The sequence below is a fragment of the Streptomyces purpurogeneiscleroticus genome (genome assembly GCF_020024005.1).
Lineage (GTDB): Bacteria > Actinomycetota > Actinomycetes > Streptomycetales > Streptomycetaceae > Streptomyces > Streptomyces purpurogeneiscleroticus.
In genome coordinates, this window is the sequence record NZ_NHSG01000205.1 from 1 (window position 1) to 22068 (window position 22068).

Sequence of the window (22068 nt, forward strand, 5' to 3'; positions counted from 1 at the left end):
AGGCGGGCGGGCAGGGCGAGGGGGTGGCCGAAGGCTCCGGGGAGCGTGCAGACCTCGGCCGCGTAGCGCGCGGCGCGGGCGGCGGCGTCGGCCAGGGGGCTGCCCTGCCACAGGGACACGAGCAGGGCAGCGATGAAGGAGTCGCCGGCGCCGAGGGTGTCGGTGGCCGCGACCGGAACGACGCGCTGGTGGTGCACCGTCCCCTCGTACGACACCAGCGCACCGCCGGCCCCGCGCGTCACGACGGCCAGCTTCGGTCCGGCCCCGCGGACGCGGTCGGCGAGTTCCTCCGCCGCCGCGTCCCCGGCGTCGGGCCGGGAGAAGACGGCGGCGCGCACGTGCGGCAGCAGCGGCGCGGCGTAGGCCCAGGGCCGGTCGGAGAAGTCGAAGCTGACCGGGCAGGCCGCGGCGAGCGCGGGCAGGTGCGGCTCCAGGCGGCTGCAGTCGCCGGTGTGCAGCAGGTCGAAGCCGGCCAGCCAGGCCAGGTCGGCGGCGTCCGGCGCGAAGACCGAGACGGTCGCGTCGCACTCGCCGAAGGTGCGGTTGCCGGCCGCGTCGAGGTGGACGGTCGCGTACGCGTTGGGCCCTTGGGCGGTACGGGCCCGGTCGGTGCGGACGCCCTCGGCGGCGAGCGCGGCCCGGATGTGCGCGCCGGCCTCGTCGGTACCGGTGACGCCCAGGTACCCGGCGTCGGCGCCGAGCCGGGCGGCGTGCACGGCCACGTTGAGGGCGTTGCCGCCCGGGTACATCAGGCCGCGCTGGGGGTAGCGGTCGACGACATTGTCACCGACTCCGCAGATGCGCATGGGGGTTCCTTACGGGGAGCGGGTACGGGACGGCCCGGTGCGGCACCGCACCGGGCCGGGTTCGCGCGCGGGGCGTCCGGGATCAGTACTCGACCTGGAACATGTAGCGGCGCTTGTCCAGGTCGTGGCCGCGCACCGACTCGTAGTGGCGGGCGAGCCGGGTGCTGAAGACGTCCAGCGCGATCGGTGTGATGTCGCCGCGCACGGCCTCCGGGACGCCGGGCAGCGAGAAGATCCGCGAGTCCACGTAGTGGGCCTTCTTGGTGTACTTGTCCAGGAAGGTCTTGGCGCGCTCGGCCATCGGGCGGGTGGCGTCCTCGCCGAGGAAGAGGATCACCGGCTGGCCCTCGGTGACGACCTCGAAGGCGCCGTGGAAGAACTCACCGGCGTTGTACGTACCGCCGTGCTTCCACTGCATCTCCATCAGGTAGCACATCGTGAAGCCGTAGCCCGCCCCGTAGTTGGGGCCGGCGGACAGGACGTACGTGACGTCCTCGTCGGCCAGCGCGGTGGCGATCGAGGCGGCCAGCTCCTCGCCCTCCTCCTGCGACTTGTACAGCGCCTCCGGCAGCGCCTCGTACGCCGTGCGGAGCGCCGCGTAGTCGCCCTCGGTGCCGGTCTTCTCCAGCAGCGCGTACACGAGCTGCCCGAACAGCACGCCCTTGGGCGCGACGACGGTGTCCTCGCTGCGGTAGGTGAACGCGGCGTGCGCGGCCTTCGCGAGGGGGCTGTCGGCGCTGCGGGTGAGGGCCGCGACCCTGGCACCGGCACTGCGGGCGTACTCGGCGGCCGCGACGGTCTCCTTGGTGGTGCCGGTGTGCGAGGACACCAGGACCAGCGAGCCCTCGCCGAGCAGCGCGGGGCGGCGCAGGTTGAACTCGTCGCTGTTCATGTGGAAGACGGGGAAGGAGGCCCGGGTCTCCAGGAGGAAGTGCGCCGGGTAGGCGGCGGTGAGCGAGCCGCCGCAGCCGACGAGGAAGACGTTGCGCAGCCCGCCCGCGACGACCTCGTCGACGAACGCGCGCGCGGCCTCGTTCTGGCTGAGGGCGAAGGCCACGGCCTCCTTGAAGTCCTCGGTGATCGGCTTGAGGGGCAGGGATGCGGTAGTCACGCGGTTCCTTTCCTGAACGGTTGCGGGGCGAGGCTGTGCGGGTGGGCTGGGCGCTGCCCGCGACGTCGTTGAGAACGTTCTCAATTCGACGTCGACGCGACACTGAGAACGTTCTCACCCGCGGTGTTGGGAACCTTCCCACCGCCCGCTCCCCGCCGTCAATCCCCTGTCGCGACCCGATAGCCTGACGACGCCATGACGACGAACCGACGCAAGCCCGCAGGCCGCCCCGCGACCCTCCCCGACGTCGCGCGCGAGGCGGGCGTGTCCCGCTCCACCGCCTCCCGCGCGCTCGCCGGCTACGGCTCGGTCAGCCCGGACGCCCGCGAACGCGTGCGGGCCGCGGCCGAGAAGCTCGGCTACCGCGCCAACCAGCTCGCCCGCTCCATGATCACGGGACGTACGCACACCCTCGGCGCGATCGTCGCCGACATCCAGAACCCGTTCTTCGCGGGCGTCACCCGCGGCATCACCGACGCGGCCCGCGCCGCCGGGTACCAGGTCCTGCTCGCCAACACCGACGAGGACGTCGCCGCCGAGCGCGCCGCGGTGAAGATGCTGCGCGACAAGCACGTCGACGGGCTGATCGTCGCCCCGGCCGCCACCACCGAGACCGCCCATCTGGCGGCCGCGCACGCCGCCGGCTGCCCCGTCGTCCTCCTCGACCGCCAGGCCCCCGGCCTCCCGGCGGACTCCGTCACGGTGGACAACCACGGCGCAGCCCAGGACGCGGTACGCCGCCTCCTCGCCGCGGGCCACCGCCGCATCGCCCTGGTGAGCCTCCTGGGCACCGCCCCCGCGGACGGCGCGGGTGCGGCATCGTCCGATCCGGTCTCCACCGGCCTGGAACGCATCGAGGGTTACCGCACCGCACTCCGCGAGGCGGGCCTCACCGATACCGACACCTACCTCCGGACCGGCACCTTCCACCGGGAGGACCCGGCCGACCTCACCGCCGAGCTGCTGTCCCTCCCCGAGCCCCCCACGGCCGTCTTCGCCACCGACAGCATGATCGCCCTCGGCGTCCTCTCCGCCGCCCGCGACCACGGCCTCCGCGTCCCCGAACACCTCTCCGTCGTCACCTTCGACGACACCGACTGGGCCCGCGCCGTACGCCCCCGCATCAGCGTCGTGGCCCAGCCCGTCCAGGAACTCGGCGCCCGCGCGGTCCACTCCCTCGTCTCCCGCATCGAGGGCACCACGCACGCCCCGGAACACATCGTCCTGGACACGGAGTTCATCACCCGCGAGTCCATCGCCCCGCCGTGCACCGGCGCTTGACCTCAAGCCGAGTTGAGGTTCTAGCGTGCAGCACGAGTGATCGACAACAACGGTCACCGGCTGGCGACAGGAGAAGGCAACGATGATCCTTGTGACCGGGGCGACCGGAAACATCGGGAGCGCACTGCTGCGGGAGCTGCGGGTGGCCGGCGCCGGTCCCGTGCGGGGGCTGACCCGGGACGCGGCGCGGGCCGCATTTCCCGCGGACGTCGAGGCCGTTGAGGGGGATCTGGCTCAGCCGGCCGGGCTGAAGTCGGCGCTGGACGGGGTGCGCTCGCTGTTCCTCGTGTCGGGCGTGGGTGCGGACGCGGACGTCCTCGCGGCCGCCCGGCAAGCAGGCGTCGAACACGTGGTGCTCGTGTCGTCCATGACCGTGCAGACCCATCCCCACCTGGCTCCCGCCGGCGCGAACCTGGCGGTCGAGCGGCTGCTCAAGGAGAGCGGCATGGCCTGGACGATCCTGCGGCCGACGCAGTTCGCCTCGAACACCCTGTGGTGGGCGGCGTCGATTCGCACGCAACGGTCGGTCCAGGTGCCGTACGCGGACATCGGACTGCCCGCCATCCACCCTGCCGACATCGCGGCGGTGGCCGGGGCCGCGCTGACCGAACCGGGTCACCGAGGGCGGACGTACGCCCTCACCGGACCGGCCCGGGTCACGCCCCGGCAACAGGTCGAAGCCATCAGTACGGCCCTGGGACAGGAGGTGTCGCTCGACGAGATCAGCCGGGAGGAGGCCCACCGGCAGATGGCTTCCTTCATGGCGGACGACATTGCGGACGCGATACTCGATCTGACGGGCGGGGACGTCAACGACGAGCTGCTCCGGGTGCGCGACACGGTGTCGCAGGTCACCGGCGCTCCTGCCAGGACGTTCCAGCAGTGGGCCAAGGAGAACGCCGCCGCGTTCCGCTGATGCCCCTCCCCCTACGACGAAGGGGCGGCGCACCCGTAGGTGCGCCGCCCCTCCACACATCAGGGGGCCGGGATCAGCCCTCCACGCCCAGCTTCTCCAGGATGAGCTCCCGGACGCGGGCCGCGTCGGCCTGCCCGCGGGTGGCCTTCATGACGGCACCCACCAGCGCGCCCGCCGCGGCGACCTTGCCGCCACGGATCTTGTCGGCAATCGCCGCGTTCCCGGCAATCGCCTCGTCGACGGCCTTGCCCAGCGCGCCCTCGTCGGAGACGACCTTCAGGCCGCGCTTCTCGACGACCTCGTCCGGGGTGCCCTCGCCGGCCAGTACGCCCTCGATGGTCTGGCGGGCCAGCTTGTCGTTGAGGGAGCCCTCGGCGACCAGCGCGGCCACCCGGGCCACGTCGGCCGGGGTGATGGGCAGCGCGTCGAGGTCGACGCCGTCCTCGTTGGCGCGGCGGGCCAGCTCACCCATCCACCACTTGCGCGCGGCCGCGGCGTCCGCGCCGGCCTCCGTGGTGGCGACGATCAGGTCGACCGCACCGGCGTTGAGGATCGACTGCATGTCGTGCTCGGAGATGTCCCACTCCTCGCGCAGCCGGTTACGGCGTACGCGTGGCAGCTCGGGCAGCCCCTTGCGCAGCTCCTCGACCCACTCGCGGGACGGGGCCACCGGGACCAGGTCGGGCTCCGGGAAGTACCGGTAGTCCTCCGCCTCCTCCTTCACGCGGCCGGACGTCGTGGAGCCGTCCTCCTCGTGGAAGTGACGGGTCTCCTGGATGATCGTGCCGCCGGACGAGAGCACCGCGGCGTGCCGCTGGATCTCGAACCGGGCCGCACGCTCGACGCTGCGCAGGGAGTTGACGTTCTTGGTCTCCGAGCGCGTGCCGAACTTCTCGCTGCCCTTGGGCATCAGCGAGAGGTTCACGTCGCAGCGCATCTGGCCCATCTCCATGCGGGCCTCGGAGACGCCGAGCGCCTTGATGAGCTCGCGCAGTTCGGCGACGTACGCCTTGGCGACCTCGGGAGCCCGCTCGCCCGCGCCCTTGATGGGCTTGGTGACGATCTCGATGAGCGGGATGCCGGCGCGGTTGTAGTCCAGGAGGGAGTGCGAGGCGCCGTGGATACGGCCCGTCGCGCCGCCCACGTGCGTGGACTTGCCGGTGTCCTCCTCCATGTGGGCGCGCTCGATCTCCACGCGGAAGACCTCGCCGTCCTCCAGCTGCACGTCGAGGTAGCCGTCGAAGGCGATCGGCTCGTCGTACTGGGAGGTCTGGAAGTTCTTCGGCATGTCCGGATAGAAGTAGTTCTTCCGGGCGAAGCGGCACCACTCGGCGATCGAGCAGTTCAGCGCGAGGCCGATCTTGATGGCGGACTCCACGCCGATCGCGTTGACGACCGGGAGGGAGCCGGGCAGCCCCAGGCAGGTGGGGCAGGTCTGGGTGTTGGCGTCGGCGCCGAGCGCCGTCGAACACCCGCAGAACATCTTGGTCTTGGTGCCGAGCTCGACGTGCACCTCGAGACCCATGACGGGCTCGTACGTCGCGAGGGCGTCCTCGTACGAGACCAGGTCAGTGACAGTCACGGTGAAACAATCCCTCTCAGCCCAGCAGGACGTCGTCGTCGCCCAGGTGCTTCAGTTCCCGGTAGAGGATCGCCAGGCCGGTGACGATCGCCGCGGCCGAGACGGCCGCGTCGATCAGTCGCAGCGTGTCGTTCTCCTGCCGGGCCAGCTTCGCCTGCTTGGCGACGCTCAGCGCGCCGAAAGCGGTGGTGCCCATGGACAGGTACAGACCCGACTTGGACTTCTTGAAGTTCTTGGCCTTCTTCGTGATCGCACTCACAGTGACGGTGCCTCCTCCAGCAGCGGGTGGCCCCACCTTTCCACGAAGGCGGCCTCGACGGCGGCACCGACCTTGTACAGCCGGTCGTCCTTCATGGTGGGGGCGATGATCTGCAGGCCCACGGGCAGCCCGTCCTCGGGAGCCAGGCCGCAGGGCAGCGACATGGCCGCGTTGCCCGCCAGGTTCACGGGGAGGGTGCACACGTCCGCGAGGTACATCGCCATCGGGTCGTCGGCACGCTCGCCGATCGGGAAGGCGGTGGTGGGCGTGGTCGGCGAAACGATCACGTCGACCTGCTCGAAGGCCGCCTCGAACTCGCGGGTGATCAGGGTCCGCACCTTCTGCGCGGAGCCGTAGTACGCGTCGTAGTAGCCGGAGCTGAGCGCGTACGTACCGAGCATGATCCGGCGCTTGACCTCGGGGCCGAAGCCGGCCTCGCGGGTCAGGGCCGTGACGTCCTCGGCCGACTTCGTGCCGTCGTCGCCGACCCGCAGGCCGTACCGCATGGCGTCGAAGCGGGCGAGGTTGGACGAGCACTCCGAGGGCGCGATGAGGTAGTACGCCGCCAGCGCCAGGTCGAAGGACGGGCAGTCCAGCTCGACGATCTCGGCGCCCAGCTCCTTCATCAGCGCGACGGACTCGTCGAACCGCTGGATGACGCCGTCCTGGTAGCCCTCGCCGCGGAACTGCTTCACCACGCCGACGCGCATGCCCGCTACGGAGCCGTTGCGCGCGGCCTCGACGACCGCCGGGACCGGCGCGTCGATGGAGGTGGAGTCGAGCGGGTCGTGGCCCGCGATCGCCTCGTGCAGCAGCGCCGCGTCCAGGACCGTACGGGCGCAGGGGCCGCCCTGGTCGAGGGAGGACGAGAACGCGACCATGCCGTACCGCGAGACGCCGCCGTACGTCGGCTTCACGCCGACCGTGCCGGTGACGGCCGCGGGCTGGCGGATCGAACCGCCGGTGTCCGTACCGATCGCCAGCGGCGCCTCGTACGAGGCCAGGGCCGCGGACGAGCCGCCGCCGGAGCCGCCGGGGATGCGGGTCAGGTCCCACGGGTTGCCCGTCGGGCCGTACGCGCTGTTCTCCGTCGAGGACCCCATGGCGAACTCGTCCATGTTGGTCTTGCCGAGGATCACGACGTCGGCGGCCTTGAGGCGCTGGGTCACCGTCGCGTCGTACGGCGGGATCCAGCCTTCGAGGATCTTGGAGCCGACGGTGGTCGGGACGCCCTCGGTGGTGAAGATGTCCTTCAGCGCGAGCGGGACGCCGGCCAGCGGGCCGAGCTTCTCGCCGCGCTCGCGCTTGGCGTCCACGGCGCGGGCCTGGGCGAGTGCGCCCTCCCGGTCGACGTGAAGGAAGGCGTGCACCTTCTCGTCCACGGCCTCGATCCGGGCCAGGTGGGCCTCGGTGACCTGGACGGCGGTGACCTCACCGGCCGCGATCTTCGCTGCGGTCTCGGCGGCGGTCAGCTTGATCAGTTCGTGTGCTGCGGTCTGCGCCATCTCGGTCACTCCTCCCCCAGAATCTGCGGCACCTTGAATCGCTGCTGCTCCTGGGCGGGGGCGCCGGAGAGCGCCTGCTCGGGGGTGAGCGACGGACGGACCTCGTCCGCCCGCATGACGTTCGTCAGGGGCAGCGGGTGGGAGGTCGGCGGGACGTCTTGGTCGGCGACCTCGGAGACGCGGGCTACCGCGCCGATGATGTCGTCGAGCTGTCCGGCGAAGTGGTCGAGCTCTTCGTCCTTCAGCTCCAGACGTGCCAGCCGTGCGAGGTGGGCGACCTCCTCGCGCGTGATGCCAGGCATGCAGCGATCCTCTGCTGGTTTCCGGTGGAGTTTCCGCCCCAATCCTATGGCTCCGGGAGTCGTGACCGCGAAACGGTTAACGAACAGCCCGTCCGGCGTTTGAGGACAGCGCCCGGAGGGCGCTCCCCCGGCATGGCGGGGGCTGCTTACTTCACCACCTGCCCGGAGGGCCGATCCGCCTCGTCGTCCACTTCGCGGCGCCAGCCGCCGTGCTCCCGCGCCCGCAGCCAGGCCGTCGTCTCGTCCGGCGGCATCGCGGCCGCCACCAGCCAGCCCTGTACCGCGTCGCAGCCCAGGTCCCGCAGCCGCTCCCAGGTCTCGTCGTCCTCGACGCCCTCCGCGACGACCAGCAGGCCGAGGGAGTGCGCGAGGTCGAGCGTGCAGCGGACGATCTCGGCGTCCTCGGTGTCCACCGCGAGCCGGGCCACGAACGAGCGGTCGATCTTCAGCTCGCTGACGGGCAGCCGCCGCAGGTGCACCAGCGAGCTGTACCCCGTACCGAAGTCGTCGAGCGACATCTTCACGCCGTGCCCGGTCAGGCCGTTCAGCGTGTCGGCGGCGCGCTGCGGATCCTCCAGCAGCACATGCTCGGTGATCTCCAGCTGGAGCGCGCCCGGCGGTACCTGGTGCCGCGCCAGCCGCGCGGCCACCGCACCGGCGAACCCGGGGGTGTGCACATCCCGCGGCGAGACGTTCACCGCGACCGGGACCTCCAGCCCGTCCGCGCGCCAGCGTGCCACCTGGCCGAGCGCGGTCTCCAGTACGTACTCGGTCAGCCGCGGCATCAGCCCGGAGGACTCGGCGATGGCGATGAACTCGTCCGGAGGCACTCTCCCGCGGTCCGGATGCACCCAGCGCACCAGCGCCTCGAGACCGGCCACCTGGCCGTCGAAGCGGACCTTGGGCTGGTAGTGCAGTTCGACCTCGCCCGCGTCCAGCGCCCGGCGCAGATCGCCGAGGAGGCCGAGCCGGTCGGGGGTGTTGCCGTCGCGCTTGGCTTCGTAGACCTCCACGCCGCTGCGGTCCCGCTTCGCCTGGTACATCGCGACGTCCGCGCGGCGCAGCAGGCCCTCCGCGTCCAGCGCGTGGTCCGGATAGACCGCGACGCCGGCGCTCGCCTCGAGCACCAGCGTCAGCCCGTCCAGGTCGAGGGGCGAGCCCAGTGCGGCGACAAGCGAACGGGCCACCCGCTGCGCGCTGGTGAGGGAATCGGCGGTGGGCAGCAGCACCGCGAACTCGTCGCCGCCCAGCCGCGCGGCCTCCGCTCCGCGGGGCAGCGCGTGCCGCAGCCGCTCGGCGATCTGGAGCAGCAGGCGGTCACCGGCGAGATGTCCGAGGGTGTCGTTGACCGACCGGAAACGGTCGAGATCGATCAGTACGAGGGCGGCGCGGGCGCCGACGCGCTCGGCGTCGTCCAGCGCGCTCCAGGTCCGCTCCAGCAGCCACTGCCGGTTCGGCAGGCCGGTCAGCGGGTCGCGCAGCTGCTCCTCGGCGCGGGCCCGCGCGATCCACAGCGTGGAGTCCAGCGCGATGAGCGGTACGGCGAAGAGCGGCAGCAGCAGCGGGGTGTGCTCGGCGACCACCACGATCAGCGGGGCTATGCCCACGAGCGCGATGCCGACCAGGGCCTGCCGGGTCACCGCGCGGCGCGCGATGGACGGCAGCCGGCCGTTGCGCGAGCCCATCAGGAACCACAGCAGCGCGCGGGTGACGGCCAGATACACCAGCGCCGATCCGAGGATCGGCGGCAGTACGGACAGGTCCCACTCCCCGGGCCGGCCGGGGTCGGCCACGCTGGGCGTGATGCCGAACGCGGCGAGGCCCAGCGCCGCCGCGCCCAGGCCGAGGACGTCGATCGCGCCGTGCACCACGGCCTGTCGCCAGCGCTGCCGGCGCGCCGCGCCGACCAGCAGGACCACGGACAGGCTGATCAGCAGTGCCGGCACCCAGCCGTACAGCAGCAGGACCGCCAGGGCCAGCGCGGCACCGGAGCCGGTGCCGCCGGACCAGCGGTCCCGGCCGATGGCGACGAGATGCCCGACGATCACGCCGGTGAGGACGGCCAGCGACCAGCCGACGGCGCCGCGCGGGAAGAGCGCGGCACCGCCTCCGATCGTCATGATCACGCCCGTCACGAGCACCAGGGCGGCCGTCAGAACCACAGCCGCGGGCAACGCGGGCATGACGAGCCGCCGGAGCCGCGACGCCGGAGCGGCGCTGTCGGTCGGTTCCATTCCGATACCTCTCACAGCCGGCTGTGCCCGCGCCACGGCAGGCGCACCCCTCAACAGTAGGCCGCAGAAGGCCCGCACGGGCAGCGATCGGCAGCGGTTGCCCGAATGCGACCCGACCACCCGTAAGCGTCTGGTATGCGCCGAAGAAGTGACTTGCTCACTCCTCCTCCGGCGGTGTGACTGCTACCGCGCGGGCGGCGTCGGGGCCTTCTGCGAGCAGTACCGCGAAGCCGTCATCGTCCAGCACAGGTACCTTCAACTGCATAGCCTTGTCATATTTTGAACCAGGATTGTCGCCTACAACGACGAAACCGGTCTTCTTCGAGACAGATCCGGTCACTTTCGCTCCAAGACGTTGCAGCGCTTCCTTCGCGCCATCTCTGGTGTGTGATTGAAGTGTTCCCGTTACGACGACGGTGACGCCCTCCAGCGGCCTCGGGCCTTCGTCCCCGGTGCTCTCCTCCTCCATCCGGACCCCGGCGGCACGCCACTTGTCCACGATGTCGCGGTGCCACTCCTCCTCGAACCACTGCTTCAGCGAGGCGGCGATGGTGCCGCCGACGCCCTCGACCGCGGCCAGTTCCTCCTCGCTCGCCTCGCGGATCCGGTCCAGCGAACGGAACTCCATGGCCAGCGCCTGCGCCGCGACCGGGCCCACGTGCCGGATCGAAAGGCCCGTCAGGATGCGGGCCAGCGGGCGCTCCTTGGCCGCCTGGATGTTCTCCAGCATCGCCAGGGCGTTCTTCTTCGGCTCGCCCTTCTGGTTGGCGAAGAACGTGACGACCTTCTCCTCGCCGGTCTTCGGGTCCCGCTTGGGCAGACCGCTGTCCGGGTCGAGGACGTACGACTTGATGGGCAGCAGCTGCTCGATGGAGAGGCTGAAGAGGTCACCCTCGTCCTTCAGCGGCGGCTCGGCCGGCTCCAGCGGCTGGGTCAGCGCCGTCGCCGCGACATAGCCGAAGTTCTCGATGTCCAGGCTCTTGCGGCCCGCGAGGTAGAAGAGCCGCTCACGCAGCTGCGCCGGGCAGCTCCGCGCATTCGGGCAGCGCAGGTCGATGTCGCCCTCCTTGGCGGGCTGCAGCGCCGTCCCGCACTCGGGGCACTCGGCCGGCATCACGAACTTCCGCTCGCTGCCGTCCCGCAGGTCTGCCACGGGCCCGAGGATCTCGGGGATCACATCGCCCGCCTTGCGCAGCACGACCGTGTCGCCGATGAGGACGCCCTTGGCCTTGACCACGTCCTGGTTGTGCAGCGTGGCGAACTCGACCTCGGAACCGGCCACCATGATCGGCTCGACGACGGCGTACGGCGTCACCCGGCCCGTCCGCCCGACACCCACCCGGATGTCCAGCAGCTTGGTGTTGACCTCCTCCGGGGGGTACTTCCACGCGATCGCCCAGCGCGGCGCGCGCGAGGTCGCCCCGAGGCGGCCCTGCAGCCGGATCTCGTCGAGCTTGACGACGACGCCGTCGATCTCGTGCTCGACGTCGTGCCGGTGGTCGCCGTAGTACGCGATGAACTCCCGCACCGCGGCGAGCGAGTCGACGACCTTGTTGTGCTTGGCGGTCGGCAGGCCCCACTCGCGCAGCAGGTCGTACGCCTCCGACTGACGGTCGATCTCCAGGCCCTCACGGGCGCCGATGCCGTGCACCACCATGTGCAGCGGGCGCGTCGCCGTGACCTTGGGGTCCTTCTGGCGCAGCGAACCGGCCGCGGCATTGCGCGGGTTGGCGAACGGGGGCTTGCCGTCCGCCACCAGACGGGCGTTGAGCTGCTCGAACGCCTCCATCGGGAAGAAGACCTCGCCGCGGATCTCCACCAGCTCCGGGATGCGGTCACCCTTGAGCCGGTCGGGGATGTCCGCGATCGTCCGCACATTGGGTGTGATGTCCTCGCCCGTGCGGCCGTCGCCGCGGGTGGCGGCGCGGGTCAGCCTGCCGTGCTCGTACGTGAGGTTGACCGCGAGGCCGTCGACCTTGAGCTCGCACAGGAAGTGGTACCCCGCCGACTTCGGGTCGCCGCCCAGCTCCGTCGCCAGCCGCTCCGCCCAGGCGGCCAGCTCCTCGTCGTCGAAGGCGTTGTCCAGCGAGAGCATCCGCTCGCGGTGGGCGACCTCCGTGAACTCCGTCTCGTACGAACCCGCGACCTTCTGCGTGGGCGAGTCGGGCGTCCGCAGCTGCGGATGCTCCTCCTCCAGCGCCTCCAGGGAGCGCAGCAGCTTGTCGAACTCCGCGTCGCTGACGACCGGGGCGTCCTTGACGTAATACCGGAAGCGGTGCTCCTCGATCTGCTCCGCGAGCCGCTGGTGCCGCTCGCGCGCCTCCGAGGGCACGCCGGCTCCCGCCGCGTCGCCCGCCGCGTCGTCCGCCGCCTGTCCGGTCTGCTCTTCGCCGGCCACCGTCTGTCCTCCCGTGTCCTTGAGTGCGCTCACTCAGGGTTGTCCGCGAGCGATCCCGCCGCCCGGACGCAATGGGCGAGCACTTTACGGGCATAGTCGGGCGAAGCACCCGCGAGCCCGCACGCGGGAGTGATCACCACGGACTCGCTGAGAGTCCCCGGATTCAGCCCCAGCCTGCGCCACAGCGTCCTGACACCCATGACGCTACCGGCAGGGTCTGACAATGGGCCGTCGGTGCCCGGCACGACGCCGGCGAAGAGCGTCGTACCGCCCTCGACGGCCTCGCCGATCGCCTCGTCATCACGCTCGGTGAGCAGTGAGAAGTCGCATGCGATGCCGGCGGCACCGGCCCGGCGCAGCAGCGCGAACGGCACATCGGGGGCGCAGGAGTGGACGATCACGGGCGTACGGCCGTCCTGTGCGGCCTCCGCGTCGGCCTGTGCGGGGCCCGCCGCGTCGATGATGTCGCGGAGCGCGCCCTCGACGACGGCGCGGTCCACGGCCCGGTGGGTCCGGTACCCGCTCGCGGTCTTCACGCTGCCGCGCAGTACGGAGGTCAGCGACGGCTCGTCCAGCTGCAGCGCGATCCGCGCGCCCGGAACCCGCCGCCGTACGTCCGCGAGGTGCCCGCGCAGCCCCTCCGCCAGGGAGGCGGCCAGGTCCCGGCAGGCACCCGGGTCGCTCAGCGCGGCCTCCCCGTTGCGCAGCTCCAGGGAAGCGGCCAGCGTCCACGGGCCGACGGCCGAGACCTTCAGGGCACCCTCGTACCCCTGCGTGAACTCCTCCAGCGCGTCGAGGTCCTCGCCGAGCCAGGACCGGGCCCGGCGGGTGTCCCGGCCCGGCCGGTCGCTGATCCGCCAGCCGCTGGGCTCCACATGCGCGTACACCTCGACGAGCAGTCCGGCGGTCCGGCCGATCATGTCGGCGCCGGGCCCTCGGGCGGGCAGCTCGGGCAGGTACGGCAGCCGTTCGAGGGAGCCGGTGACGGTCTTCGCGGCCTCCCGCGCGTCGCCACCGGGCATCGACCCGATACCGGTGGCCGCGCGGGCGCCCCAGGGGTTAGTGGTCTTGTCGCTCACGCGTCCGACCCTATGCGGCGCGGCCGTCTGGCTGCGCCCGTACCCCGGGGCGCGACCGCGCCTACGGAGCCGGCGTTGTCAGCTCCCGGGGCGGACCGAGAGGTCGGTGATCTCGGCGTCCCTGGGGAGGTCGAGGGCCGTGAGGACCGTGGTCGCGATCGACTCGGGGTCGATCCAGCGGGACGGGTCGTACTCCTTGCCCTCCTGCTGGTGCACGGTGGCCTGCATGGCGGTCGCGGTGCGCCCCGGGTAGACGGAGGTGACACGGATCCCGTTGTCGTGCTCCTCGGCGCGCAGCGCGTCCGCCAGCGCCTTCAGGCCGTGCTTGCTGGCGGCGTACGCGCCCCACTGCGGGTTCGCGCGCAGCCCCGCGCCGGAGTTGACGAAGACCACGTGCCCCTGGGCGAGCCGCAGCTGCGGCAGGAAGAGGCGGGTCAGCTCGGCCGGCGCGACCAGGTTGGCGGTCAGCTGGCGCTGCCAGCTCTTGGCGGGCAGGTCGGCGACCGCGCCCAGCTCGACGACGCCCGCGATGTGCAGGACGGAGTCCAGCCGGTCGGGCAGCGTCTGGTGGCCGAGCGCCCAGGCGAGCTTCTCCGGCACGCCGAGGTCACCGACGACCGTGCGCGCCCCGGGGAACTGCGCGGCCAGCTCCTTGGCGCGCCCCGCGTCCCGGGCGAGCAGCCACAGCTCCTCCCCCCGGTCGGCCAGCCGCCGCGCGACCGCCGTCCCGATGCCCGATCCTGCGCCGGTGATCAAGTGCGTACCCATGGGGGCGATCCTAACGACAGGTATGCACAAGGCGGACGTACGGGGCGGGCGTACGGCCCCCGGGGCTCAGCCCTGTATCCCCGCCTTCTCCTCCAAGTAGGCCAGGGCACCCACCCCGTCCTCCGCGAAGAAGGCCAGCTCGGTGAGGGGTACCGGGAGGAAGTTCTCCTCCTCCATGCGCTGGAACTGCTGCTTGAGGCCGTCGTAGAAGCCGTTGGTGTTCAGGATCACGACCGGCTTGGTGTGCATCCCGTGCTTGCGCAGCTCCAGGATCTCCGTGGCCTCGTCCAGCGTGCCGGTGCCACCGACCATCACCACGATGGCGTCGGCGCGGGCGAGCAGCGCCGCCTTGCGCTCGGCAAGGTCCGCGGTGATCACCATCTCGTCCGCGCCCGCACGCGCCTTGTGGGCCAGGAACTCCACCGAGATGCCGATGAGCCGGCCGCCCTTCTCCTGCACGCCGTCGGCCATGACCTTCATCAGGCCGGTGTCCGAGCCGCCCCACACCAGCGCGTGCCCGCCCTTGCCGATCAGCTCGGCGAATTCACGGGCGGGGACGGTGTAGCTCTCGGAGAGGTCGGCGGCGGAGCAGAAGACGCAAATGTTCATACGGCAACGATACGGGCGGGCAGGGAACGCACGACGGTCCCCCGCCCGCACTCGTCACCGGCGGGCAGGGAACACAGCACGGCCCCCTGCCCGCGCTCGGCACGGCCGTGTCAGATCAGGCCCTGCGCCAGCATCGCGTCCGCGACCCGCTCGAATCCGGCGATGTTCGCGCCGACGACGTAGTCGCCGGGGCGGCCGTACCGCTCGGCCGTCTCGAAGCACGTGCGGTGGATGTTCTCCATGATCGCCGCGAGCTCGCCCTCCGCGCGCTCGAAGGTCCACGACTCCCGCGCGGAGTTCTGCCGCATCTCCAGCGCGCTCGTCGCGACACCGCCCGCGTTGGCCGCCTTACCGGGCCCGAAGGCCACCCCCGCCTCCCGGAACACCGCGACCGCACCGGGCGTCGTGGGCATGTTCGCGCCCTCGGACACCGCCTTCACGCCGTTGCGCACCAGGACGCGCGCGGCCTCCTCGTCCAGCTCGTTCTGCGTGGCCGAGGGCAGCGCCACATCGGCGGGGACGTCCCACACGGACCCGCCCGGCACGTACGTCGCCGAGGACCCGCGCCGCTCCGCGTAGTCACTGATGCGCCCGCGCTCGACCTCCTTGATCTGCTTCAGCAGATCAAGGTCGATGCCCTTCTCGTCCACGACGTACCCGCCGGAGTCCGAGCAGGTCAGCACGTTCGCGCCCAGCGCCTGTGCCTTCTCGATCGTGTAGATCGCGACGTTGCCGGAACCGGAGACCAGGACCTGCCGGCCGTCCAGGTCCTCGCCGCGCTCCTTGAGCATCTCGGCGGTGAACAGCACGTTCCCGTATCCGGTGGCCTCCGTACGGACCAGCGAGCCGCCCCACTCCAGACCCTTGCCGGTGAGCACGCCGGCCTCCCAGCGGTTGGTGATCCGCCGGTACTGGCCGAAGAGGTAGCCGATCTCGCGGCCGCCGACGCCGATGTCACCGGCCGGCACGTCGGTGTGCTCCCCGAGATGGCGGTGCAGCTCGGTCATGAAGGACTGGCAGAACCGCATGACCTCGGCATCGGACCGGCCGTGCGGGTCGAAGTCGCTGCCGCCCTTGCCCCCGCCGATGTTCAGTCCGGTGAGCGCATTCTTGAAGATCTGCTCGAAGCCGAGGAACTTCACGATGCCGAGGTTGACCGAGGAATGGAAGCGCAGGCCGCCCTTGTACGGGCCGAGGGCACTGTTGAACTCCACCCGGAAGCCGCGGTTGACGTGAATCCGCCCCTTGTCGTCCGTCCACGGCACCCGGAACATGATCTGCCGTTCCGGTTCGACGACGCGCTCAAGAATGCGGGCGTCGGCGAGCTCGCGGCGCACGGCGAGCACCGGGTCAAGAGTCTCCAGTACCTCCAGGGCCGCCTGGTGGAATTCCGGCTCCCCGGGATTGCGCCGGACCAGCTCGGCATACAGGCCGGCCGGCCCGGCCCGATGATCCCCGGCGGCCTTGTCCTCCGTACGCTCCGTACGATCAGCTTGCACCGTCACGATCATTTCCTTCCCATAGACGGCCGTTGGCGTCCCGTCGCCCCCGCGACTCTATGTCCCCGCCCGCCACGCACGGTATCCGGTTCTCCGGGAACCCGAGCGGAACTCCCGGTGCCCGCCCAGTGGGCCCGCGTCCGCGTTGCCCCGCGGGAAGAGCAGCGCGACGCTGTAGATATATGCGACCGGGTTCGTCCGGTACCCCTCAAGGAGCACCACCCGGCCGGGAAGGGGTTTCTCATGCGAATGCTTCTCAAGGTCCAGCTCGACACGAACGCGGCCAACGAGGCCATCAGAAACGGCACGCTTCCGAAGACGATCGAGAACGCGCTGACGAACCTCCGTCCCGAAGCGGCCTATTTCACCACCCAGGACGGATTCCGTACGGCATTTATCTTCTTCGATCTTCAGGACCCGTCCCAGATGCCGAAGACCGGAGAGCCGTTCTTCCTCGAACTCGGCGCCAAAGTCCAGTACACGCCGGTCATGAACACGGAGGACCTCCGCAAGGGCCTCGCAGCCCTGTCCGGCGGCTAGCCCTTTCCTCACCGACGGGCACGGCAGTCCGCGACGCGCAGGGCATCACTCAGCGCCTCCGCCAGCCGGAGGGCCAGGTAGCGGAACTCGGCGTCCGTGACCTTCGGGTCGGCATGCATCGCACGGGCGTGCCGCAGCAGCTCCACCCCCATCCCGAGCTGGATCTGCTCGACGCTGTCGGCGAGCGCGGACACGGGCCCCGTGCCGTCGGTCGAGAGGTAGCAGGGGCGGCCGTCGGGGGTCGTCCACGGCAGCAACCGCAGGACGTGAGCGGGGACTTCACCAGGGGCTTCACCAGGCATTTCATCCGTCATGGGGTCGATTGTCAGTGGCCGCAGTTACTCTGCGTACTGGATCGACTTCGTTGTGCGGAGACGGATGACGGTGGTGCGATCCGTGCAATGCGGTACGACCAGCGTCACCGGAGGGGATCCCATGCCCAGGGCCAAAGAGCCACCCGTAAGCCTCCAGATCTTCGGCAAGCAGTCCCGCTACCTGCGCGAAAAACGCGAGATGACGCGCCGCGAGCTGGCCGCGCTCATCTCGTACTCCGAATCCCTGATCGCGATGGTCGAGCGCGGCGAAAGACCGCCGAAGCCGGGGTATGTCGACTCGGTGGACGCCGCGCTGGGCGCGGACGGCCTGTTGGCCGTCCTGGCCCCGGACGTAGCGGAGAAGCATCATCCGGCGTGGGCCGAGGAGTACGTAAAACTCCAGGCGGAGGCGCTGGCGTTGCACGTCTACTCGACGCACTTCCTGCACGGCCTGCTGCAGACGAAGGAGTACGCGCAGGCGGTCTTCCGGTCCGTCCGGCCCAGCATGACCGACGAGGAGATCGAGAAGTCCGTCCAGGCCCGGCTGGCCACGCAGAAGTTGCTCACGCGTACGCCCGCGTGCCGACTGACCTTCGTCCTGGAGGAGTCGACGCTGCTGCGGAAGCTGGGCGGCCAGGCCGTCTGGGAGGGCCAGCTTCGGAACCTGCTCAAACTCTCCGAACTGCACAACGTGCAGCTCCAGATCATGCCGCTCGCGCGGGAGACGCATGCGGGGGTGGACGGCCCGATGACGCTGCTGGAGACTCCGGACCACCACACCATCGTCTATGTCGAAGGGCAGCGGGGCAGTTACTTCATCACCGAACCCGACGACGTCAGCGTGCTGAGTCACCGCTACGGAACGATCCGTGCCCAGGCTCTCGATGCCGAGGCGTCGAGGGCTTTCATCCAGCGTCTGCTGACAGGAGAGGCATGAACATGAACACCGAACTGGCTTGGTTCAAGAGCAGCTACAGCGGCGGCGAGGGCGAAGCCTGTGTCGAGGTGGCGGCCTGCCCCGGGGCGATACACGTCCGGGACTCCAAGGACACGGCGCTCCCCCACCTCACGGTCTCCCCCGCCGCCTGGGAGGACTTCGCTCAGGCGGCGTCCGCGGGGGCCTTCGTCGCCACGTAGTACACGTTCACCGGGTCGCTCTCGAACGACTTGACGTCGATCTCGGTGAAACCGGCGGCGCCGAGCATGCGGCGGGCGGTCTGTTCGCCCCAGACCGTGCCGAGGCCGGCGCCGCCGGTGCTCAGCGAGGTGGTCATGCAGTAGAAGACCGAGAAGCCGTAGAGCGCGGGCCCGAAGGGATGCCCGACGTTCTCCTCCAGGTTGCTGGACGCGGCGATGTCGCCCATGAGGAACGTGCCGCCGTCGCGGAGGGAGGCGGCGATCGCGTCCAGGGTCTCCTGCGGCCGGGCCAGATCGTGGATGACGTCGAATGCGGTGACCAGGTCGTACCGTCCGGTGATCGCCGTCGAGTCGCCGACCGCGTAGTGGACGTTGTCCAGGGACAGCCGGTCGGCCTTCCGGCAGGCGGCCGCGATGCCGTCCTCCGACTGGTCGAGGCCGTAGAAGCGGCTGCGCGGGAACGCCTGGGCCAGGACGAGCGGGGCGTGCCCCTGCCCCGTACCCACGTCCAGGGCGTCGATGCCGTCGCGCAGCCGTTCGGTGAGGCCCGGGACCAGCGGGACGATCGTGTCGACGAGCGCCGCGTCGTACACGCGCGCCGTCTCCTGGGCCTGCAGTGCCTGGAAGCGGGGGTACGCCGAGTACGGGACGCCGCCACCGGCACGGAAGGAGTTGACGACCTGCTGCTCGACCTCGCCCATCAGCGCGAGGTACGGCATCATCCCGGCGAGATTGTCGGGTCCTGCGGCCGCGGTGAGCGAGGCGGCGTGTTCAGGGGGCAGCGTGTACGTCGCGCTGTCCGGCTCGTACTCCACGAAGCCGCCGACGACCATCCCGCCGAGCCACTCGCGTACGTACCGTTCGTCGAGGTCCGCCGCCTTGGCGATGTCGTCACTGGTGGCGGGCGGCAGCGTGCTCATGGTGTCGAACAGTCCGGTCTGATGGCCGACGCTGGTGAGGAGGGCCAGCGCCCCCTTGTTGAGCACATCGACCATGTATGCAGCGAATTCTTCCTGCCGCTTGGGGTCCGGTGTCATGGCCCCTCCTCGGAACGACGCCGTATGCCCCCTTTACTCACGTTACGCCGTGATCGCGGGCAGGCATCTCAGAGAGCGCCAACGGGCCGGGCGCCGGGGCCGCCCGGCCATGGCGCCGACGGTCAGCAGCCGCAGTCGCAGCATGCGCAACACTCACAGACCTCGCAGCACCGACATGCCTCACAGCAGTCGCTGAGGCAGCCCTTGCGCTTCTTCCGGGACCAGGGGCCCTCGTACTCGTCGGCGCAGCAGAGCCGGCAGGTGCAGCAGAGGCCGATGAAGGAGGCGCAGCCGGCGAGGAAGCCGCGGGGTTTCTTCGGCTGGTGGGGGCCTCCCCCGAAGTCTCCGGGCCCGCCGGGCCCGCCGGGCCCGCCCACGTCTCCGCCGTGGCCCCCGCTGTACGGGTTCTGTGGGCCGTTCAGGGGCTGCTGCCCCTGGGCGTAGTACGGGCCGCCGGCCGACGGAAGACCGTACTGGGGCGGTTGACCGTACTGGGGCGGTTGACCGGCGGCGCCGTCGTGGCCCGTGTGGCGGCACGATGTCGTGCCGAAGGCGCGGTCCACCGCGCGGCGGAGTTCGTGGACGAGCAGGATGTGTACGAGCCCGGCGTCGGCGAAGTCGGCATCGCGGAGGGCGAGTCGGATGCCGTGGAGTGCGTCATCGCAGAGGCGGCGGGCCTGGTCGAGGCCGGTGCCCGTGGCGGTGAGCGGGTTCCAGGCGCCCTCGGCGGCGTCCGTCGCGCGGTCCTCCACGGCGTCGAGGAGGTGGGCGAGCCGGCCGAAGAGACGGCCGGCCTCGGCGAGCGGTTCGGCGTTGCCGGGGCGGCCCGCGAGGACTGCCGTGTGAGCGAAGGCCGCGGCGGTCGCCGTCTCGGTCGGCTCGGTGATGACCGTCAGCGGTGTGCCGGGGCCGGCCAGCCGCTCGACGGCCGGCTGCCGGTCGACCGCGTCGACCAGTACGGCGGTGTCGAAGCCGACGGTGGAGCCGGTACGCGTTCCGGCCCGGTGCCAGCCGGTGGCGACCTTGCGCGCGGCGGCGGCGACGGGGCGGCGGCGAAGGAGTCCGTCCTGGTCGGCGACGTGATCGCGGATCTTCGCCGAGGCGAGCACGAGGGAGACCGACGCGGCGAGCCGCGCTCCCTCCCCCTTCGCCACCGAAGCGGTGCGCATGCCCCGCAGGGGGCAGGGCCCGGCGGTCCGGCGCCCGGCCTCCGCGTGACCGGTCTGGGCATCCGTCAGTACGGAAACGATCAAGCCGTCGTAGTTCGTGACCACCCGGGCGAACTGCCCGTGATCGTTACGCAGCGCGAGGCAGAGGCCGCACAGATGGGCCATCCACTCCGCTTTGAGCCCTTCGGTCAGGCGATGAGTGCAGGGCCTGACAATTCCGAACACGTGATACCCCCGTATGACGTCGACAGCGCCTGGGGATCGTACAGAGCGCGCCGCTGACCTGCATAAACGGCGTATACAGGTCCCCGCATGGGCGTCGTGTCGTCAGATGGGGCGGTTTCCGGCTATACCCCCGCCGTGGCCCGCGTGGTGCTCGCGATCGTCGCCGAGCCGACCACCCTCGTCCCGTCGTACAGGACGATCGCCTGGCCGGGGGCCACGCCGCGGACCGGTTCCGCGAAGGTGACCGCGAGGCCGTCCTCGGTCGGCTCGGCGGTGACCTCGGTTTCGTCGCCGTGGGCGCGGAGCTGGGCGGTGTAGGTGCCGGGGCCGGCCGGCGGGGTGCCGCACCAGCGGGGGCGGATGGCGGTGAGGGCCGTCACGTCCAGAGCCTCGGCCGGGCCGACGGTGACCGTGTTGTCGACCGGGGAGATGTCCAGGACGTAGCGCGGCTTGCCGTCGGGGGCCGGGGTGCCGATGCGGAGGCCCTTGCGCTGGCCGATGGTGTAGCCGTACGCGCCCTCGTGCGTGCCCAGGACGTTGCCCGTCTCGTCGACGATGTCGCCTTCCGCGCGGCCCAGGCGCTTTGCGAGGAAGCCCTGGGTGTCGCCGTCGGCGATGAAGCAGATGTCGTGACTGTCGGGCTTCTTGGCGACGAAGAGGCCGCGGCGGGCGGCTTCTTCGCGGATCTCCGCCTTGGTGGTGAGCGTGTCGCCGAGCGGGAACATGGCGTGCGCGAGCTGGCGCTCGTCCAGGACACCGAGGACGTAGGACTGGTCCTTGGCCATGTCGGAGGCACGGTGCAGCTCGCGGGTGCCGTCCTCGCGGGTCACGACCGTGGCGTAGTGGCCGGTGCAGACCGCGTCGAAGCCGAGCGCGAGGGCCTTGTCGAGGAGGGCGGCGAACTTGATCTTTTCGTTGCAGCGGAGGCAGGGGTTCGGCGTGCGGCCCGCCTCGTACTCCGCGACGAAGTCGTCCACCACGTCCTCGCGGAAGCGTTCGGCGAGGTCCCAGACGTAGAAGGGGATGCCGATGACATCGGCGGCACGGCGGGCGTCGTGCGAGTCCTCGATCGTGCAGCAGCCGCGCGCGCCGGTGCGGAAGGATTTGGGGTTTTCGGAGAGCGCGAGGTGTACGCCGGTCACGTCGTGGCCCGCCTCGGCGGCGCGGGCGGCGGCGACGGCGGAGTCGACACCGCCGGACATTGCGGCGAGCACGCGGAGGCGGCGGGGAGCGTCAGTCATAGCTCTTCCAGAGTAGACGGAACCAGTGGCAGGGGTGGAAGCGAGCGGGGTCCCGG

The 22068-nt window shown here is 71.1% G+C and carries 21 protein-coding genes; 5 read left to right on the top strand and 16 right to left on the bottom strand.

What is annotated here, in order from left to right; all coding sequences use genetic code 11:
• Positions 1-806: PfkB family carbohydrate kinase (locus CCS38_RS13220; protein ID WP_223733436.1), on the bottom strand; the 806-nt coding region annotated here is incomplete at its 3' end.
• An 82-nt stretch (positions 807-888) separates the two neighbouring features.
• Positions 889-1917 carry an SIS domain-containing protein gene (locus CCS38_RS13225; protein WP_223733437.1) on the bottom strand — a complete coding sequence of 343 codons (1029 nt, stop codon included), beginning with the start codon at positions 1915-1917 and terminating at the stop codon, positions 889-891.
• 195 nt (positions 1918-2112) lie between these two features.
• On the opposite strand from CCS38_RS13225, the gene CCS38_RS13230 reads away from it, so the two are divergent.
• Positions 2113-3198: a LacI family DNA-binding transcriptional regulator gene (locus tag CCS38_RS13230; protein ID WP_223733438.1), complete on the top strand. Its 1086-nt coding sequence runs from the start codon at positions 2113-2115 to the stop codon at positions 3196-3198.
• An 82-nt stretch (positions 3199-3280) separates the two neighbouring features.
• The gene (locus tag CCS38_RS13235; protein ID WP_223733439.1) at positions 3281-4114 is read left to right on the top strand and encodes an NAD(P)H-binding protein; all 834 of its coding nucleotides are present in this window, start codon (positions 3281-3283) and stop codon (positions 4112-4114) included.
• Positions 4115-4187: 73 nt separating this feature from the next.
• On the opposite strand, the gene gatB is transcribed toward CCS38_RS13235, so the two are convergent.
• The 10 genes from gatB to gdhA form a co-directional block, all read right to left on the bottom strand.
• On the bottom strand, positions 4188-5696 hold the full coding sequence (gene gatB, locus CCS38_RS13240; RefSeq protein ID WP_223733440.1) for an Asp-tRNA(Asn)/Glu-tRNA(Gln) amidotransferase subunit GatB: 1509 nt from the start codon (positions 5694-5696) through the stop codon (positions 4188-4190).
• A gap of 16 nt (positions 5697-5712) precedes the next feature.
• On the bottom strand, positions 5713-5955 hold the full coding sequence (locus tag CCS38_RS13245) for a hypothetical protein (RefSeq protein ID WP_030258159.1): 243 nt from the start codon (positions 5953-5955) through the stop codon (positions 5713-5715).
• Positions 5952-7460, bottom strand: a complete 1509-nt coding sequence (gene gatA, locus CCS38_RS13250) for an Asp-tRNA(Asn)/Glu-tRNA(Gln) amidotransferase subunit GatA (protein ID WP_223733441.1) — start codon at positions 7458-7460, stop codon at positions 5952-5954. Before gatA ends, CCS38_RS13245 begins: the two co-directional genes overlap by 4 nt.
• Positions 7461-7465: 5 nt before the next feature.
• Entirely contained in the window at positions 7466-7762 is a 297-nt protein-coding gene (gene gatC / locus CCS38_RS13255; RefSeq protein ID WP_030258164.1) for an Asp-tRNA(Asn)/Glu-tRNA(Gln) amidotransferase subunit GatC, read from the bottom strand.
• A gap of 146 nt (positions 7763-7908) precedes the next feature.
• Entirely contained in the window at positions 7909-9996 is a 2088-nt protein-coding gene (locus CCS38_RS13260; protein WP_223733442.1) for a putative bifunctional diguanylate cyclase/phosphodiesterase, read from the bottom strand.
• Between the two features lie 157 nt (positions 9997-10153).
• Positions 10154-12394: an NAD-dependent DNA ligase LigA gene (gene ligA, locus CCS38_RS13265; RefSeq protein WP_372457062.1), complete on the bottom strand. Its 2241-nt coding sequence runs from the start codon at positions 12392-12394 to the stop codon at positions 10154-10156.
• A 29-nt stretch (positions 12395-12423) separates the two neighbouring features.
• Positions 12424-13473 carry a methionine synthase gene (locus CCS38_RS13270; protein ID WP_223733443.1) on the bottom strand — a complete coding sequence of 350 codons (1050 nt, stop codon included), beginning with the start codon at positions 13471-13473 and terminating at the stop codon, positions 12424-12426.
• Between the two features lie 78 nt (positions 13474-13551).
• Positions 13552-14241, bottom strand: a complete 690-nt coding sequence (locus CCS38_RS13275) for an SDR family oxidoreductase (protein WP_223733444.1) — start codon at positions 14239-14241, stop codon at positions 13552-13554.
• 66 nt (positions 14242-14307) lie between these two features.
• Positions 14308-14850, bottom strand: a complete 543-nt coding sequence (locus CCS38_RS13280) for an LOG family protein (RefSeq protein WP_223733445.1) — start codon at positions 14848-14850, stop codon at positions 14308-14310.
• A gap of 110 nt (positions 14851-14960) precedes the next feature.
• On the bottom strand, positions 14961-16280 hold the full coding sequence (gene gdhA / locus CCS38_RS13285; RefSeq protein ID WP_223733458.1) for an NADP-specific glutamate dehydrogenase: 1320 nt from the start codon (positions 16278-16280) through the stop codon (positions 14961-14963).
• Positions 16281-16592: 312 nt separating this feature from the next.
• On the opposite strand from gdhA, the gene CCS38_RS13290 reads away from it, so the two are divergent.
• A complete protein-coding gene (locus tag CCS38_RS13290) occupies positions 16593-16889 on the top strand; it encodes a hypothetical protein (RefSeq protein WP_223733446.1) in 297 nt (98 codons plus the stop codon).
• An 8-nt stretch (positions 16890-16897) separates the two neighbouring features.
• Here the strand turns inward: CCS38_RS13290 and CCS38_RS13295 are convergent, their stop codons facing one another.
• Positions 16898-17203, bottom strand: coding sequence for a hypothetical protein (locus CCS38_RS13295; protein ID WP_223733447.1), 306 nt, complete (start codon positions 17201-17203; stop codon positions 16898-16900).
• Positions 17204-17324: 121 nt separating this feature from the next.
• Between CCS38_RS13295 and CCS38_RS13300 the strand changes: the two genes are divergently transcribed.
• Both CCS38_RS13300 and CCS38_RS13305 read left to right on the top strand, forming a co-directional pair.
• Entirely contained in the window at positions 17325-18140 is an 816-nt protein-coding gene (locus tag CCS38_RS13300; protein WP_223733448.1) for a helix-turn-helix domain-containing protein, read from the top strand.
• Entirely contained in the window at positions 18137-18340 is a 204-nt protein-coding gene (locus tag CCS38_RS13305; RefSeq protein WP_372457060.1) for a DUF397 domain-containing protein, read from the top strand. The genes CCS38_RS13300 and CCS38_RS13305 overlap by 4 nt, the downstream gene beginning before the upstream one ends.
• Here CCS38_RS13305 and CCS38_RS13310 read toward each other — a convergent pair.
• From CCS38_RS13310 to mnmA, 3 genes are all read right to left on the bottom strand, one after another.
• Complete coding sequence (locus CCS38_RS13310; RefSeq protein WP_223733449.1) at positions 18304-19377, bottom strand: class I SAM-dependent methyltransferase; 1074 nt, start codon at positions 19375-19377, stop codon at positions 18304-18306. The two genes, CCS38_RS13305 and CCS38_RS13310, sit on opposite strands and share 37 nt — an antisense overlap.
• Positions 19378-19499: 122 nt before the next feature.
• On the bottom strand, positions 19500-20771 hold the full coding sequence (locus tag CCS38_RS13315; protein WP_223733450.1) for a DUF5685 family protein: 1272 nt from the start codon (positions 20769-20771) through the stop codon (positions 19500-19502).
• Positions 20772-20893: 122 nt separating this feature from the next.
• Positions 20894-22012, bottom strand: a complete 1119-nt coding sequence (gene mnmA, locus CCS38_RS13320; protein WP_223733451.1) for a tRNA 2-thiouridine(34) synthase MnmA — start codon at positions 22010-22012, stop codon at positions 20894-20896.
• Between the last annotated feature and the right edge of the window lie 56 nt (positions 22013-22068).